Annotated in this window: 12 protein-coding genes; 4 read left to right on the top strand and 8 right to left on the bottom strand. The window is 73.2% G+C overall.

The genetic code is table 11. The features are described from left to right. Positions 1 to 897, bottom strand: coding sequence for a LysR family transcriptional regulator (locus BM223_RS25305; RefSeq protein WP_038680179.1), 897 nt, complete (start codon positions 895 to 897; stop codon positions 1 to 3). A gap of 72 nt (positions 898 to 969) precedes the next feature. Here BM223_RS25305 and BM223_RS25300 point away from each other — a divergent pair, with 72 nt between their 5' ends. Further along, entirely contained in the window at positions 970 to 1,902 is a 933-nt protein-coding gene (locus BM223_RS25300; RefSeq protein ID WP_174823551.1) for an EamA family transporter, read from the top strand. On the opposite strand, the gene BM223_RS29380 is transcribed toward BM223_RS25300, so the two are convergent. Together BM223_RS29380 and glgB are read right to left on the bottom strand one after the other, a co-directional pair. Next, positions 1,826 to 2,602, bottom strand: coding sequence for an NUDIX domain-containing protein (locus BM223_RS29380; RefSeq protein WP_075018759.1), 777 nt, complete (start codon positions 2,600 to 2,602; stop codon positions 1,826 to 1,828). The two genes, BM223_RS25300 and BM223_RS29380, sit on opposite strands and share 77 nt — an antisense overlap. A gap of 5 nt (positions 2,603 to 2,607) precedes the next feature. Further along, on the bottom strand, positions 2,608 to 4,533 hold the full coding sequence (gene glgB / locus BM223_RS25290) for a 1,4-alpha-glucan branching protein GlgB (protein WP_082003708.1): 1,926 nt from the start codon (positions 4,531 to 4,533) through the stop codon (positions 2,608 to 2,610). 35 nt (positions 4,534 to 4,568) lie between these two features. On the opposite strand from glgB, the gene BM223_RS25285 reads away from it, so the two are divergent. Together BM223_RS25285 and BM223_RS25280 are read left to right on the top strand one after the other, a co-directional pair. Next, on the top strand, positions 4,569 to 5,822 hold the full coding sequence (locus tag BM223_RS25285; protein WP_200886992.1) for a multidrug effflux MFS transporter: 1,254 nt from the start codon (positions 4,569 to 4,571) through the stop codon (positions 5,820 to 5,822). A 55-nt stretch (positions 5,823 to 5,877) separates the two neighbouring features. Continuing rightward, positions 5,878 to 6,900: a hypothetical protein gene (locus BM223_RS25280; RefSeq protein ID WP_038680175.1), complete on the top strand. Its 1,023-nt coding sequence runs from the start codon at positions 5,878 to 5,880 to the stop codon at positions 6,898 to 6,900. Positions 6,901 to 6,915: 15 nt separating this feature from the next. Here BM223_RS25280 and BM223_RS25275 read toward each other — a convergent pair whose 3' ends face one another. The 5 genes from BM223_RS25275 to BM223_RS25255 are packed head-to-tail and all read right to left on the bottom strand — an operon-like array spanning position 6,916 to position 13,565. Continuing rightward, a complete protein-coding gene (locus tag BM223_RS25275) occupies positions 6,916 to 8,241 on the bottom strand; it encodes a maltokinase N-terminal cap-like domain-containing protein (RefSeq protein ID WP_038680172.1) in 1,326 nt (441 codons plus the stop codon). Continuing rightward, positions 8,238 to 9,941, bottom strand: a complete 1,704-nt coding sequence (gene treS, locus BM223_RS25270; protein ID WP_038680170.1) for a maltose alpha-D-glucosyltransferase — start codon at positions 9,939 to 9,941, stop codon at positions 8,238 to 8,240. The genes BM223_RS25275 and treS overlap by 4 nt, the downstream gene beginning before the upstream one ends. Further along, complete coding sequence (locus tag BM223_RS25265; RefSeq protein WP_038680168.1) at positions 9,938 to 11,947, bottom strand: alpha-1,4-glucan--maltose-1-phosphate maltosyltransferase; 2,010 nt, start codon at positions 11,945 to 11,947, stop codon at positions 9,938 to 9,940. The genes treS and BM223_RS25265 overlap by 4 nt, the downstream gene beginning before the upstream one ends. A 10-nt stretch (positions 11,948 to 11,957) precedes the next feature. Beyond that, positions 11,958 to 13,196 (bottom strand): molybdopterin molybdotransferase MoeA, encoded by a 1,239-nt coding sequence (locus BM223_RS25260; protein ID WP_038680166.1) that lies wholly within the window; start codon positions 13,194 to 13,196, stop codon positions 11,958 to 11,960. Between the two features lie 9 nt (positions 13,197 to 13,205). Next, complete coding sequence (locus BM223_RS25255; RefSeq protein ID WP_038680164.1) at positions 13,206 to 13,565, bottom strand: hypothetical protein; 360 nt, start codon at positions 13,563 to 13,565, stop codon at positions 13,206 to 13,208. A 488-nt stretch (positions 13,566 to 14,053) separates the two neighbouring features. Between BM223_RS25255 and glgP the strand changes: the two genes are divergently transcribed. Further along, complete coding sequence (glgP, locus tag BM223_RS25250) at positions 14,054 to 16,645, top strand: alpha-glucan family phosphorylase (RefSeq protein WP_038680162.1); 2,592 nt, start codon at positions 14,054 to 14,056, stop codon at positions 16,643 to 16,645. Positions 16,646 to 16,714 lie beyond the last annotated feature (69 nt).

The following is a 16,714-nucleotide window of genomic DNA, read 5'->3' as shown; positions in this document are numbered from 1 at the left end:
TCAGCGACCGACGCGGCTGAACGCCGCGAGCACCGCCTGCACCGCCGGCGATTCCGACATCGTCCGGCGGTGCAGTGCATCCACCAGGCGCACCGGCTCCGGCTCGGCCACCGGGACGGCGAGCAGGTCGTCGCCGAGCGGAGCCCGCCCCATGCGCGGCACGAGCGCGACCCCGAGGCCCGCCCGGACCAGCGCCAGGTGCGAGTCGAACTCCGCCGAGACGTGGGCGATCCGCGGCGGCCGGCCGGTGCCGTCGTACATCCGGGAGAGCCACTGGCGGCAGATCGTGCCCTCGGGGGTGGCGATCCAGTCGACGTCGAGCAGGTCGTGCGGCGTCACCCGGGCCCGCGACGCGAGCGGGTCGTCGCGGTGCACGATGAGGTCGGCGACGTCGTCGGCGAGCCGGGTGGCGACGACGTGGTCCGGCACCGCGAGCGCGACGCCGCCCCACCGGTGCACGATCCCGAGCTCCACCTGACCGCTGGCGACGAGGTCGACGACGTCCCACGGCTCGCCCTCGCGCAGGGTGAGCGTGAGGTCGGGGTGGGCGTCGCGCAGGTCGCGGGCGGTGGTGGCGACCAGGCCGCGCATCGCGGTCGAGAAGGCGGCGAGCCGGACCCGGCCGGCCACCACGCCGGCGCGCTGCCGGAGCCGGGCCTCGAGCTGCTCGAGGTCGGCGAGCACCTGCTCGCCCGCGTCGACGAGGTGCTGGCCGTGGCTGGTCAGCATCACGCCGCGACCGACCCGCTCGAGCAGGGGGACGCCGGTCTGCCGCTCCAGCCGCTTGACCTGCTGCGAGATCGCGCTGGGCGTGAAGCCGGTGGCGGCGGCCGCGGCGACGACCGAGCCGTGGGTCGCGACGGCCCGCAGGCCGACCAGGGCGTCGAGATCGATCATGCAGCGACGCTACATCAAAAGGTGCACGATCATTCGCTGGTGCTTCAACGTCGAGCGCGCGATCCTGGACCGGTGAACCGCCGCGACCAGTCCCTCGCCGCGCTCGTCGCCGTCATCTGGGGCTTCAACTTCGTCGTCATCGACTGGGGGATGGGGGAGGTCCCGCCGCTGCTCTTCGTCGCGGCCCGGTTCCTCGCCGTCGTGGTGCCGGCCGTCTTCCTGCTCGACCCGCCGCCGGTCCCGTGGCGCACGGTCGTGGCGGTCGGGACGTTCATGTCGCTGGGCCAGTTCGGCTTCCTGTACGTCGCCATGGACGCCGGCATGCCGCCCGGGCTGGCCGGGCTGGTGCTCCAGGCCCAGGTGGTGCTCACCATCCTCATCGCCGCGGTGGCGCTCCGTGAGCGGCCGACCCGCCCCCAGACCGCCGGCGTCGTGCTCGGTGCGGCCGGGCTGGTCGTCGTCGGCCTGGGCCGTGGCGGGCACGTCCCGGCGCTCGCGCTGCTGCTGTGCCTGGCGGCGGCGCTCATGTGGGCGATCGGCAATGTCGTCTCCCGGGCCTCCGGTGCCACGGGCGGGCTCGCGCTCACCGTGTGGTCCGCGCTCGTCGTCCCGGTGCCGCTGGTGGGGCTCTCGCTCGTCGTCGACGGGCCGGCGGCCGTGGCGGACGGCCTGGGCGCCTTCGGCTGGCAGGCGGTCGTCTCGACGCTCTACACCGCCGCGCTCGCCTCGCTCGTCGGCTACGGGATCTTCAACGGACTGCTCGCCCGCAACCCGTCGGCCGCGGTCGTGCCGTGGATCCTGCTCGTGCCGCCGGTCGCGATCGGCTCGGCCTGGCTGCTGCGCGACGAGGTGCCGTCGGCGGGGGAGCTGCTCGGCGGGGCGATCCTGGTGCTGGGCGTGCTCGTCGCCCAGCGGCGCGCTCGGGTCGCTAGCGACCCGACTCCGTGTACGACGGACCCGTCCCGGCCAGGCTCGCCAGCGCTGCCCGCACCCGCCGAGCGGTGAAGTCGGCGGCCCGCTCGTCGACCTCGGCCAGCGTCAGGAACTCGGCGCTCTTGATCTCGCGGGCCTGCGGGACGACCTGCTGGACGATCGAGGCCGGGTGCACGCCGCCGTCGAAGACCAGGCACAGCGCGTCGTCCCAGCCGCCCCACGGGGGCAGCCAGTCGGTGAGCACGAGCGCGCCGGCGTCGATGGTGAGGCTGAGCTCCTCCTCGACCTCGCGCGCGACCGCGACCCGCGGCGACTCGCCGACCTCGACCACGCCGCCGGGCAGGTCCCAGTCGGTCTTGTAGGTCAGCTGGCACAGCAGCACCCGCGGCTCCGGGCCCTCGCCGTCACGGATGAGCATCTGGCCGATGCCGCGCTTGCGGGGCAGGAACGAGTTGAGCAGCGCCCGGAACCCGCCGGGCTCGTGCACCGGGGTGTCGTCGGCCAGCCGGGCGTAGACCACCACGTCACCGGCCCGCTGCCGCTGCACGCCCTCGCGGCGCAGCCCGGACCAGGTCGCGATCCGCTGGCCCTCGGCGTCGTCGACGGCCACCTGCACCTCGACCCGGTCGTGGTCGGTCAGCGCGGCGGCCACCTGCCGGCGGACGACGTCGACGGCCGCCTGCCAGCCGCGCTCGGTGAGGTCGGAGGTCCACGTCAGCCGGGCGGTCCCGTCGTCGACGGTCGCGTGCGTGATCTCCGGCTGCTCGGCCACGGAGGTCAGCCTAGGGGGGCCCGCAACCAGAGCGTCGCCAGAGGGGGGAGGACGAGGTCGGCGTACGCCGGGCTGCCGCCGGGAGCGCGGGCCTCGAGCGGGCCGGCCGACCGGGCGTGCACCGTCCCGAGGTTGCCGACGCCGCTGCCGCCGTACGACGTCGCGTCGGTGTTGAGCAGCTCGTCCCAGGCGCCGGCGACGGGGAGGCCGAGCCGGTAGTCGTGGGGGACCGCGGCGAAGTTCGTGACGCACACCAGGTCCGGCACGCCCTCGTCGACCGCCGTGCGGAGGAAGGCGAAGACGTTGTGCCCGGCCGCCTGCCCGTCGATCCAGGCGAATCCGGCCGGGTCGTTGTCCCGGCGCCACAGCGCCGGCTCGTCGCGGTAGCGGTGGTTGAGGTCGCGGACGAAGTCCTGCAGCCCGCGGTGGTCGGGCTTCTGCAGCAGCCACCAGTCGAGCTCGCGGGCCTCGGCCCACTCGGACTCCTGGGCCAGCTCGGTGCCCATCATCACGAGCTGCTTGCCGGGGTGGGCCCACATGTAGGCGAGGTAGGCGCGCAGCGTCGCCATCTGCTGCCAGCGGTCGCCCGGCATCTTGCGCAGCAGCGAGCCCTTGCCGTGCACCACCTCGTCGTGGCTGAGGGGGAGCACGTAGTTCTCGGAGAAGCCGTAGACGAGCGAGAACGTCATCTCGCCGTGGTGGTACGAGCGGTGCACCGGGTCGTGCTGCAGGTAGCCCAGGCTGTCGTGCATCCAGCCCATGTTCCACTTGAACCCGAAGCCCAGGCCACCACCGGAGGTGGCGCCGGTGACACCCGGCCAGGCAGTCGACTCCTCGGCGATAGTGACGATCCCCGGGACCCGCTTGTAGGCGGTCGCGTTGAGCTCCTGGAGCAGCTGCACGGCCTCGAGGTGCTCGTGGCCGCCGTACTTGTTGGGGGTCCACTCGCCGTCGTTGCGGCCGTAGTCGAGGTAGAGCATCGACGCGACGCCGTCGACGCGCAGCCCGTCGACGTGGAACTCCTCGAGCCAGTAGAGCGCGTTGGCGACGAGGAAGTTGCGCACCTCGGGGCGCCCGAAGTCGAAGATGTAGGAGCCCCACTCGGCGTGCCAGCCGCGCTGCGGGTCGGGGTGCTCGTAGAGGGGCGTGCCGTCGAAGCGGGCCAGCGCCCACTCGTCGGTGGCGAAGTGGCCGGGCACCCAGTCGAGGATGACGGCGATCCCGGCCGCGTGGAGCGCGTCGACGAGGCGGCGGAACCCGTCGGGGTCGCCGAAGCGGGCGTCCGGCGCGAAGTAGCCGGTCACGTGGTAGCCCCACGAGCCGCCGAAGGGGTGCTGCATCACCGGCATCAGCTCGACGTGCGTGAACCCGAGGTCGGCCAGGTAGGCCGGGAGGTCGGCGGCGAGCTCGTCGTAGGTCCAGAAGGAGCCGTCGGGATGGCGCTTCCACGAGCCCAGGTGCAGCTCGTAGGTCGCCATCGGCTCGTTGACCGGCTGCTTCGTGGCACGGGCGGCGAGCCAGGCGTCGTCCTGCCAGACGTGGGTGCTGGTGAACACCCGGGACGCCGTGGCGGGCGGCACCTCGGCGTGGAACGCCATCGGGTCGGCCTTCTGGCGCCACACGCCGTCGGCACCCTCGACGAGGAACTTGTACGCCGTGCCCGACCCGACGCCGGGCACGAACGTCTCCCACAGGCCCGAGCCGATCCGGTGCAGCGGGTGGGCGTTGCCGTCCCAGCCGTTGAACTCGCCGGTGACGCTGACCTGGCGGGCGTGGGGCGCCCAGACCACGAAGCTGGTCCCTGGTTCGGGGGCGGCGCGCTCGTGGGCGCCGAGGACGTGCCAGAGGAGCTCGTGCCGACCTTCACCGACGAGGTGGAGGTCGATCTCTCCGAGCGTGGACTGCGGCGTGCTGCTCTCTGCGGGCGGCATCTCTCCGAGTCTAGCGAGTACGGAATGATGCGGGGGTGACAGAACGCATGGGCTGGCGCTACGCCGTCCTCATCCCGGGAGTCCTGGCCGCGCTGTCGATGATCGGGCCCTTCAGCATCGACACACCCTTCCCCGCCTTCCCCGAGATGGGCCGCGAGCTCGGGGTGGGCACCGAGCAGCTCCAGCTCGTCGTCACCGTCTACCTCGGCTCCTTCGCACTGATGAGCATCTTCCACGGCCCGCTGTCCGACGCCGTCGGCCGGCGCCCGGTGATGGCGGTGTCGATCGCCGTGTACGTCCTCGCGTCGATCGGCGCCGCCCTGTCCGGCAGCCTCGTCGTCCTGCTGCTCTTCCGCGCCCTCCAGGGCCTCAGCGCCGGCGGCGCCACCATCGTCAGCCGGACCGTGATCCGCGACCTCTTCGAGGGCGCCCAGGCGCAGCGGCTGATGAGCCGGGTCGCCATCATCTTCGGCATCGCGCCCGCCATCGGCCCGATCCTCGGCGGCGCGATCCTCCAGGTCGGCTCCTGGCAGCTGATCTTCGCCTTCCAGGCCGTGCTCGGCGTGTGCCTGGTCCTCGCCGTCCTCTTCCTGCTGCCCGAGACGCACCCGCGGGAGCGCCGCGTCCCGCTCAACGTCGCCGAGATCTTCCACGGCCTCTCCGACGTCGCCCGCGAGGGCGCCTTCCTGCGCCTGGGCTGGTCGACCGCCCTCATCTTCGGCGCCCAGTTCCTCTACATCGGCGGCGCCGCCGTGTTCGTGGTCGACGTCCTCGGCCAGGGCGAGCTCGACTTCTGGAAGCTCTTCGTGCCGATGATCGGCTCGATGATGCTCGGCTCCTGGCTCTGCGGCCGGGCCGCCGGCCGGATCACCGCCCGCCGCCTCGTCTCCGCCGGCTGCACGACCTCCTTCGTCGGTGGCGTCGTCGGCGTCGTCATCGCGGCCAGCCCGCTCGCCACCGACCTGCCCTGGGCCGTCGTCGGCCTGAGCCTGATCGCGCTGGGCAACGGCATCACCTACCCGACCCTCCAGCTCCTGCTCCTCGATCGCTTCCCCACCCGCCGCGGCGCGGTGGTCTCGCTCGGCTCGTTCGTCGCCCTCGTGCTCAACGCGGTGACCGCCGTGGCCGTCGTACCGGTGATCGGCGGGTCGGCCCTCGGCTTCGCCACCGCGGCGCTCGTCGGGGTGGGCGCGGGGCAGCTGCTGTGGGCCTGGCACTGCGCGGTCGAGGACCGCGACTGCGCGGTGTCGCGGGAGGCGGCGGAGCTGGAGCCGACCGAGATGCTCTGACCCGGTTCTCGGGACTCGCCCACGGGGAGGGCGCCGCACTGCCAGGATGTGCCTCATGCGCTCCCGGTCCCTGCCTCTCCTGCGTCGCCCCCGGCTCCTGCTGCTCGCCGGCGCCCTGGCACTCGCCACCGCTCTGTCCGCCTGCTCGGACATCGACCCCGGCAGCGAGGGCGTCGGCGGCCGCCTCGATGCGGCCGGCTGGAAGGACCAGCAGGAGCAGAACCTGGACGAGGCCATCGACGAGGTGCTCGACCTCGAGGTCGAGCCGGGCAGCAAGGACGGCGCGCAGGCGCTCATGACGTCGGCCGAGCGACGCTTCCTCGAGGACCCCAGCGCCCACTTCCGGGTGTACTGGTACGTCGGGGGTGAGGTGGAGACGCCGATGGAGGGCCGCTTCGACCTCGCCCAGCCGGCAGCCGAGGTGCAGACCGGGCCTGACGAGGAGAACCGCTACGAGGTGCGCCTGCGCGGCGACGACACCTGGATGCGGGCCACCGTCGACGGCCGGGCCATGGACTGCTGGCTGCACGCCAGCGGCACCGCCGCGACCGGCGGTCCGGCCGGGGTGACCTACCAGGCGATGCTGCTCGTCGAGCCGGTCGCGGTCGGGCACCTGGTCGACGGCGGGGACGACTACCCCGGCGCCGAGGTCGGCGACCGCGTGGTGCTCGACCTGCCGCTGGCCGCGACGGTCCCCGCCGTGATCCCGCGGCTCGGTGGCCTGACCGCCAAGCCGATCGACGCGAAGGCGACGGTGCGCGGCCTGGCCGTGGTCGGCGTCAACGGGCGGGTCACCTCGATCGAGGTGGCCGCCGCCGACATGTTCGCCGCCCTGAGGGCGTCGCGCACCGGGATGCCGTCCGAGCTGCGGCCGCTCGCCAAGGATCCCTACGTGCGGGCGATGTCCGCCGAGATCACCTACCACGACTATGGCACCGAGGTGCGCGTCGCCGCCCCGCCGCAGGCCAAGGTCGCCGACCTCGGCCGCTGGCAGGACCTGCTCGCCGACGCCCAGGACCCGTCCGGCGGCGGGGGTGGCGCGGCGCCGAGCTGCGAGGCGGCACTCGCCGGCAGCTAGGCCCGAGCCGCCCGCTCAGCGAGCGGTGAGCCGGGCCACCCCCGCCAGCGGGATCGGCAGCCAGGTCGGCCGGTTGCGTGCCTCGTACACGCACTCGTAGACCGCCTTGTCGACCACGTACGCCGTCAGCAGGGTGCGGTCGCGGTCGGAGAGTCCCGCGTCCCCGCAGTACGACGCCAGGAACGCCTTGCGGTTGCGGCGGGCCCACTCGTCGGCGCGGTGGGCACGCTGGTGGGCGGCGTCGGGCTCGTCGTCCCCCAGGGACTCGGCGACGGCGTGCGGGGCGTAGTCGAAGGACCGGAGCAGGCCGGCGACGTCGCGCCAGGGTGAGTCGGGCAGGAGCCGCTCGGAGAGGGGCTTGGCGGGCTCGCCCTCGAAGTCGACGACCTTCCAGCCGAGCACGGTGCGCAGCGTCTGGCCGAGGTGGAGGTCACCGTGGATCCGCTGCACCGGGACGGCGTCGACGCCGGCCAGCGTGGCGAAGACGGCGTCGGCGTCGGCCACGTGGGGAGCGAGGTCGGGGACGACCTCGACGGCGGCGGCGAGCCGGTCGCTCATCGTGCGGGCGAGGTCGGCGCCGGAGACCTCCGAGCCGGGGAAGGCGGCGCGCAGCTGCTCGTGCACCTCGGCGAGCGCGGTGCCGAGGCGGGCGGCCTCGGCCGCGAAGTCGCCGCCGACCTCCTCGGCGTGCAGGTCGGCCTCGGCGAAGAGGTCGCGCACGCTCGCGAGCGCGAGGTCCCAGCCGTCGCTGGCGGTGCGGAGGAACTGCTGCAGCATGCCGAGGTGCAGGTCGTCGGCCTCGACCCAGCCGTAGAGCTGGGCGACATGGGTCGAGCCGGCCTCGGTGAGCACCCGGTGGGTCGTGATGTCCGGGTTCTCGCCGGGGGTGATCTTGCGGAAGAGCTTGAGCACCGCGTCCTCGCCGAAGAAGACCGACGAGTTCGACTGCTCGCCGCTGAACGGGCTCGCCACCGCGTCGAGGTCGAGCTCGTGGCCGGGCACCCGGACGAAGCGGAGCCCGCCGGCGGAGGGCGTGCCGAACGCCTGGAGGTAGTGCGCCATCGCCGTCCGGTCCTGGACGGCGTCGTAGGCCAGCTGGCCGTCGTCCGCCGGCCAGCGGCCGACGAAGGCGTGCTCCAGGCGCTCCTGCGGGGTGTCGTAGAGCGCGAGCGGCAGCTGGTAGAGCTCGTGGTCGCTGGTGCCGTCGTACGACACCTCCACGAGCAGCACGACGACCTCCGGGTCCGGGCCCAGCCGGCCCAGCTCGCGCACGCCGCTCACCGTGAACGCGCGGCCCTTGCCGCCGAACCAACGGCTCTGGGCGAGGAACGTCTCGATCACAGCACCGGCCTCCCTGTCGTCTCCGGATCCGTGAGCCGGAACCAGTAGAAGCCGTGCCCGCTGAGCGTCAAGAGATACGGGAGCTCGCCGATCCGGGGGAACGGGACGCCGCCGAGGAGCTCGACCGGGACCCGTCCCTCGAAGCGCCGCAGGTCGAGCTCGACGGGCTGGGGGAAGCGGGAGAGGTTGTTGACGCACAGGATCATGTCGTCCTGGCTGCCGGGCAGCTCGCGGACGTACGACAGCACCGTGGGGTTCGAGCCGCCGAGGTCGGTGAAGGTGCCGAGCCCGAACGAGTCGTGCTGGCGGCGGATGTGGATCATCCGCCGGGTCCAGTGCAGCAGCGACGACGGGTTCTCGAGCTGCGCCTCGACGTTGACGCTCTGGTAGCCGTAGACCGGGTCCTGGATCACCGGCAGGTGCAGCTTGCCGGGGGTGGCCGCGGAGAAGCCGGCGTTGCGGTCGGGCGTCCACTGCATCGGCGTCCGGACGCCGTCGCGGTCGCCCAGCCAGATGTTGTCGCCCATGCCGATCTCGTCGCCGTAGTACAGGACGGGCGAGCCGGGCAGCGACAGCAGCAGCGCGGTGAACAGCTCGATCTGGTTGGTGTCGTTGTCGAGCAGCGGTGCGAGCCGGCGGCGGATGCCGATGTTGGCCTTCATGCGGGGGTCCTTGGCGTACTCGCCCCACATGTAGTCGCGGTCCTCGTCGGCGACCATCTCGAGCGTCAGCTCGTCGTGGTTGCGCAGGAAGATGCCCCACTGGCAGCCGTCGGGGATGTCCGGCGTCTGCGCCATGATCTCCGAGATCGGGAACCGCGACTCGCGCCGTACCGCCATGAAGATGCGCGGCATCACCGGGAAGTGGAAGGCCATGTGGCACTCGTCGCCACCGACGGCGGGGTCGCCGAAGTACTCCACGACGTCGGTCGGCCACTGGTTCGCCTCGCACAGCAGGACCCGGCCGGGATAGTTGTCGTCGACGAACCGGCGCACCTTCTTGAGCATCTCGTGCGTCTCGGGCAGGTTCTCGCCGTTGGTGCCGGGCCGCTCGTAGAGATAGGGCACCGCGTCGAGCCGGAACCCGTCGAGGCCCATGTCGAGCCAGAACGCCATCGCCTCGAGCATCGCGTCGTGGACCTTGGGGTTGTCGAAGTTGAGGTCGGGCTGGTGATGGAAGAAGCGGTGCCAGAAGTACTGGCCGCGCACCGGGTCCCACGTCCAGTTCGACGGCTCGGTGTCGACGAAGATGATCCGTGCGTCCTGGTAGAGCTCGTCGGTGTCGGACCACACGTAGAAGTCGCCATAGGGGCCCTCGGGATCGCTGCGCGAGGCCTGGAACCACGGGTGCGCGTCGCTCGTGTGGTTCATGACGAAGTCGATGATCACCCGGATGCCGCGCTCGTGCGCGGCGTCGAGGAAGCGGTGGAAGTCCTCGACCGTGCCGATCTCGGGGAGGATGTTGGTGTAGTCCGCGACGTCGTACCCGCCGTCGCGCAGGGGGGACGAGAAGAACGGCGGCACCCACAGGCAGTCGACGCCCAGCCACTGCAGGTAGTCGAGCTTCTCGGTCAGCCCCTGGAAGTCGCCGGTGCCGTCGGCGTCGGCGTCGCGGAACGACCGGACCAGGACCTCGTAGAAGACGGCCGTCCGGAACCACTCGGGCTCCTCGTTCACGACCACGGCGTCGGTCAACGTCACTGGTGCCCCCTCACGACCAGGATGTGCGCCGGCTGCGCGGGCTCGAGCCGGACGTAGTTGTGCTCGCCCCACGTCCAGTCGCTGCCGGTGATCTCGTCGTGCACCTCGAAGGCGGCGCCCGGCGGCAGGCCGAGCGCGGCGAGGTCGAGGTGCACCATCGACTCACGGGGCTGGTGGGGGTCGAGGTTGAGCACGACGATCACCCGATCGGCCCCGGCCACCTTCGACCAGCAGATGACGTGGTCCTCGTCGGTCGGGTGCACGGTCAGGTTGCGCAGCAGCTGGAGCGCCGGGTGCGCGCGGCGGATCTCGTTGAGCCGGGTGATGTACGCCGGCAGCCCGTGCGCACTGCCCTGCGCGGCCTCCCAGTCGCGCACCCGGATCTGGTACTTCTCCGAGTCGAGGTACTCCTCGCTGCCCGGCCGCACGGCCACGTGCTCGCCGAGCTCGTAGCCGGCGTACATGCCCCAGGTCGGCGACGACATCGCCGCCAGCACCGCGCGGACCCGGAAGGCGGCCGGGCCGCCGTACTGGAGGAACTCGTGGAGGATGTCGGGGGTGTTGACGAAGAAGTTCGGCCGGATCCGGTGGGCGGACTCGGTGGCGACCTCGCGCAGGTAGTCCTCGACGTCGACCTTCTCGGTGCGCCACGTGAAGTACGTGTAGGACTGGTGGAAGCCGATCGCGCCGAGCGTCTGCAGCATCGGCGGCTTGGTGAACGCCTCGGCCAGGAAGAGCACGTCGGGGTCGGTACGGCGTACCTCGGCGAGGAGCCACTGCCAGAAGGCGACCGGCTTGGTGTGGGGGTTGTCGACGCGGAAGATCCGCACGCCGTGGGCCATCCAGTGCCGGACGACGCGCAGCACCTCGGCGGCGATGCCCTCGGGGTCGTTGTCGAAGTTGACCGGGTAGATGTCCTGGTACTTCTTCGGCGGGTTCTCGGCGTAGGCGATGGAGCCGTCGGCGCGCGTGGTGAACCACTCGGGGTGCGCCGTCACCCACGGGTGGTCGGGCGCGCACTGCAGCGCCAGGTCGAGGGCGACCTCGAGGTCGACGGCGTGCGCGGCGGCGACGAAGGCGTCGAAGTCCTCGATCGTGCCGAGGTCGGGATGGATGGCGTCGTGCCCGCCGTCCTTGCTGCCGATCGCCCAGGGGGAGCCGGCCCAGTCGGCCGGGGCGCTCTCGCCCTCGGGCAGCACCGCGTTGTTGGGTCCCTTGCGGTTGACCTCGCCGATCGGGTGGATCGGCGGCAGGTAGACCACGTCGAAGCCCATCGCGGCCACCTCGGGCAGCCGCTCGGCCGCCGTGCGGAAGGTGCCGCTGACGACCTCGCCGGTGGCGGGGTCGTAGGTCGCCCCCTCGGAGCGGGGGAACAGCTCGTACCAGCTGCCGAACAGCGCCCTCGTGCGGTCGACGAAGACCGGGAACGGTCCCTCGACGGTGAGCAGGTCGCGCAGGGGGTGGGCCGTGAGGACCGCCCGCAGCTCGGGCGACTCGAGCTGGGCGAGCCGTGCCTCGGCGGGTCGGCTCGTGTCGGTGGCGGCCGTGATCGCGGCCTTGACCGTGGCGCGGGCCGCCCGCGGGAGCTTCTTCGTCTCGGTGAGGACGCGCTCGAGCAGCAGCCGGCCCTCGGCGAACATCAGCTCGACGTCGATGCCCGCCCGGATCTTGATGCCCGCGGCGTGCTCCCACGTCGCGATCGGGTCGGACCAGGCGTGGATCTCGAACGACCAGGGGCCCTCGGCGTCGGCCGCGACCCACGCCTCGTAGCGGTCGACGGTGCGCCGGTCGCGCGCGGGGAGCGGGCTCATTCGCACGGGTGGTCGTCGTACGCCGTCGGGGGAGAGGAGCACGACCTCGGCGCCCAGGCGGTCGTGTCCCTCGCGGAACACGGTGGCGCTGACGGGGAACGGCTCACCGAGGCTGGCCTTCGCGGGCAGGCGCCCATCGGTGGGGCCCGCCTCGAGGAGGGGCATGACGTCGATCACGGGGATGCGTCCGACCATGACTACGAACCTAGCGAGACAGCAAGTCCCATGCATCCACGGCCTCGCCGGCGGCGAGCGGCGTACCGCCCGCGGGGAGGTCGATGAGGGCGTCCGCACCGGCGAACCAGCCGAGGAACCCGGAGCCCGGGGAACCCCAGGGAGTCACCTCGCCGGTCGCCCGGTCGAGGCGGGCGCGGCGGATCTGGCGCTTGGCGGGCAGTCCCTGGACCGGCTCGGTGAGCCGGGCCCGGACGACGGACCGGTCGGGCACCGGGTGACCGAACGCGCGGCGCAGGCCGGGCCGGACGAACACCTCCCACGAGGTGAGCGCGCTGACCGGGTTGCCGGGCAGGCACACGACGGGGACGCCGCCGACCAGACCGGAGCCCTGCGGCATCCCGGGCTGCATGGCGACCTTCGTGAACTCCACGCCGCGCGGCCCGAGGCCCTCCTTGACGACCTCGTAGGCGCCCGCGCTCACCCCGCCCGAGGTGAGCACCAGGTCGACGTCCCCGCCCGCGAGCTGCTCGTCGAGCAGCGCCAGGAACGCCGGGACGTCGTCGGCGACCCAGAGCTGGCGCACCGCCACCCCGCCGGCCTCCTCGACCGCCGCCGCGAGCAGCGCGCCGTTGGCGTCGCGGATCTGGCCCGACCCCGGAACCGGGTCGTCGGCCAGCTCGGAGCCGGTCGAGCACACGAGCACCCGCGGCCGGCGTCGTACGACGACCTCGCGGATGCCGAGCGCCGTCAGCACCCCCAGCGGAGCCGGGCCCAGCAGCGTCCCCGCCGCCAGCACCTCCTGGCCCACCGCGAGATCGGAGCCCTGCCGCCGCACGAACGTCCCCGCCTCCCGCGCCTCGCGGACCTCGACGCTCTCGGTGCCCCCGTCGGTCACCTCGACCTCGACCACCGCGTCGGCACCGCGGGGGACGGGCGCGCCCGTCATGATCCGCCGCGCGGTGCCCACCGCGAGCTCGCCCGTCGCGGCCCCCGCCGGGATGTCCTCGCCCACCGGCAGCCGGACCGGGCTCGCGGCGCTCGCCCCGGCGACCTCGGCCGCGCGGACGGCGTACCCGTCCATGGCCGAGTTGTCGAAGCTCGGCAGCGGCTCGGGCGCCGTCACCGCCTGCCCGAGGACCCGATCGCGGGCCTCGGCCACGGGCACCGTCTCGGTCGGCCATGCGTCGGCGGAGCCGTGGGGCGTGGCGAGAAGGGCGGCGACGTGCTGCTGGTGCTCGGCGACCGAGCGGAGGGGGGACGCACTCACCCGCTCAGCCTAGGACCCGCCCTCGGCCCGCCGCATCGCCTCGGCCGCCGCCTCCGCCTCGGCCCGCCGCAGGTCACGGGCGGCAGGGACCTCGTCCCACCGGACGGCGAGCCCACCGCGGCCCGCCGGATCGGCAGGGTCGACCGAGACCGGGAGCGTCGCCCCGGGCGCCGGCCACTTGCTGCGGTGCACCGTGCTCCGGTGCTCGACCGCCGTGGGCGCGAGCCCCGGCGCGCTCACCACCAGCTGGAGCTCGCAGCGCTGGTAGACCGACTCCGGGACGAAGCCCGCCACGGAGACGACCTGAGCTGTGCCGGCGACGGCCGGGCGGCCCGGCTTGGTGCGGCGGAAGAAGGTCCGAAGTCCCATCCGAGACCTCCCGAGTCGTGATCGGCGTTGGGAGGTGAGTATGGCACTGAGCGCGTCCCGGCGACCTGCCGCGCCGAGCCGCGCCGCGGGTGCGGCGGTCCGGCCGCCCAGCGACCCGGCACCGCGCCGCATCAACCGCGAGCGCGGCAGCGCGCCGAGAGCCGCGTCTTGGTAGCGCGCGTCGGGCAGCGCGTCACGGCGACCTGTCAGGCCGCGCCGCGGTTGCGGCGGTCTGGCCGCCCAGCGACCCGGCACCGCGCCTGCATCAACCGCGAGCGCGGCAGCGCGCCGAGAGGGGGCTCCCGGGCAGCTTGCTGCCCCTCGGCCGCCGAAGGCGAGCTCGCGCAAAAAGTACGACGGGCGAGGCAGCCCCCATGACTCCGCCCCGCCCGTCTATGTCTGCACAACGGCGGCGCAGGCCGCCGCGTTACGCAGACTTTCTCGACGTCCACTTGGAACGTTCAAGTCGGATTCGTTACGGTCGAACCATGCGTGCCATCCGGAGGTTCACGGTCCGCCCCGTCCTGCCCGACGCCCTCGCCTCGCTGGGCGAGCTCGCGGCCAACCTGCGCTGGTCGTGGCATCCGCCGACCCAGGCGCTGTTCGAGGCGGTCGACCCGGAGCTGTGGCAGGCGGTCGGGCACGACCCGGTCCGGCTGCTCGGTGAGGTGGGCGGGGAGCGGTGGGCCGAGCTGGCCGCCGACGAGTCCTACGTACGACGGGCGGCCGACCTGCGGGACGACCTCACGTCGTACCTCACCCAGGACCGTTGGTACCAGCGTGCGCGGGCGGCCGAGCCGGACGCGACGTGGCCGGCGTCCGTGGCGTACTTCTCGCCGGAGTTCGGGATCACGGCGGTGCTGCCGCAGTACTCCGGTGGTCTCGGCATCCTCGCCGGCGACCACCTCAAGGCGGCCAGCGACCTCGGCGTCCCGATCGTGGGGGTGGGGCTGCTCTACCGGCACGGCTACTTCAAGCAGGCGCTATCGCACGAGGGGTGGCAGCAGGAGAGCTACCCGGTGCTCGACCCCGACGGGCTGCCGCTGTCGCTGCTGCACGAGAACGACGGCACGCGGGCGACGATCTCGATCCGGATGCCCGACGGGCCCGACCTGCTGGCCCGGATCTGGGTCGCGTCGGTGGGCCGGGTGCCGCTGCTGCTGCTCGACACCGACTTCGAGGAGAACCCCGAGCCCTACCGGCTCATCACCGACCGTCTCTACGGCGGCAACACCGAGCACCGGCTGCGCCAGGAGCTCCTCCTCGGCGTCGGCGGCGTGCGCGCTCTGCGGGTGCACGCCCGGATCACCGGTGCGCCCGAGCCGGAGGTCTTCCACACCAACGAGGGCCACGCCGGCTTCCTCGGCGTGGAGCGGATCCGCGAGCTGACGGCCGACAGCGATCTCGACTTCGCGACGGCGCTCGAGGCGGGCCGCGCGTCGACCGTGTTCACCACGCACACGCCGGTCCCGGCGGGCATCGACCGCTTCCCGCGGTCGCTGGTGGAGCAGTACCTCGGCGACCACGGCGCGACGCCCGGCGTCCCGGTCGACCAGGTGCTCGCGCTCGGCGCGGAGGACTACGACGGGGGCGATCCCGGCGTCTTCAACATGGCGGTGATGGGCTTCCGGCTCGCCCAGCGCGCCAACGGCGTCTCGCAGCTGCACGGTCACGTGAGCCGCGGGATGTTCAACGGGCTGTGGCCGGCCTTCGACGAGGCCGAGGTCCCGATCACCTCGATCACCAACGGCGTCCACGCCCCCACGTGGGTGGCGCCCGAGGTCGCGGCGCTCGCCGAGGCGCAGGGCGCCGACTACGACGGGGACGACGCCGACGCCTTCTGGTCGGCGTTCGCCAAGGTGCCCGGCCCCGACGTGTGGCGGACCAAGCGCGCCCTGCGCGAGCGGCTCGTCGACGACGCCCGCCGCCGGCTGCGCAAGTCCTGGGAGAAGCGCGGCGCCGCGCCGGCCGAGCTCGGCTGGATCGACGAGGCGCTCGACCCCGACGTCCTGACGATCGGCTTCGCGCGCCGGGTGCCGTCGTACAAGCGGCTGACGCTGATGCTGCGCGACCCCGAGCGGCTCAAGGCGCTGCTGCTCCACCCGGAGCGGCCGGTCCAGCTCGTCGTCGCCGGCAAGGCCCACCCCGCCGACGACGGCGGCAAGCGGCTGATCCAGGAGCTCGTCCGCTTCGCCGACGCCGAGGACGTCCGGCACCGGATCGTCTTCCTGCCCAACTACGACATCGCGCTCGCGCTGCCGCTCTACCCCGGCTGCGACGTGTGGCTCAACAACCCGCTGCGCCCCTACGAGGCCTGCGGCACGTCCGGCATGAAGGCCGCGCTCAACGGCGGCCTCAACCTGTCGATCCTCGACGGCTGGTGGGACGAGTGGTACGAGCCGGAGTTCGGCTGGCCCATCCCGTCGGCCGACAGCCCGCTCCTGGCCCACGACCCGGACAAGCGCGACGACCTCGAGGCCGCGGCCCTCTACGACCTCATCGAGACCGAGGTCGCGCCCCGCTTCTACGACCTCGACCACGAGGGCGTCCCCGGCCGCTGGATCGAGATGCTGCGCCACACCTGGGCCTCGCTCGGCCCGAAGGTGCTCGCCACCCGGATGGTCCGCGACTACGTCGCCCAGCTCTACGCCCCGGCCGCCCGCAACGCCCGCGCCCTGGCCGCCGTCCCGGACGGCGCCCGGGACCTGGCCCACTGGAAGGCCCGCGTCCGCAGCGCTTGGGACGGCGTCCGGGTCGAGCACGTCGAGGCGGCCGGCGTCGGCGACGCCGCCGAGGTGGGCGCCGTCCTGCGCGTCCACTCCTACATCGCCCTCGGCGAGCTCGCCCCCTCCGACGTCGAGGTGCAGCTCGTGCACGGCCCGGTCGACGCCGAGGACGACATCGTGGCCTCCGAGATCGTGCCCCTCCGCCTCGTCGAGTCGTACGACGGCGGACGGCACCGCTTCGACGGCGAGGTCAGCCTCTCGCGACCCGGGCCGTTCGGGTACACCGTCCGGGTGCTGCCGGCCAACCCGCTGCTGGTCGCGCCGGCCGAGCTGGGGGTCGTGGCGCTGGCCTGAGGCCGGCGGTGGATCGACGATCCGCGCACGGCGCGGGGTGCTCGCTGGCAGATCGGGGCGTGCGGGCGC

Source organism: Pimelobacter simplex, assembly GCF_900114845.1.
Lineage (GTDB): Bacteria > Actinomycetota > Actinomycetes > Propionibacteriales > Nocardioidaceae > Nocardioides > Nocardioides simplex.
The sequence above is the reverse complement of the archived record's forward strand: the minus strand, read 5'-3'. Positions and strand labels throughout refer to the sequence as shown.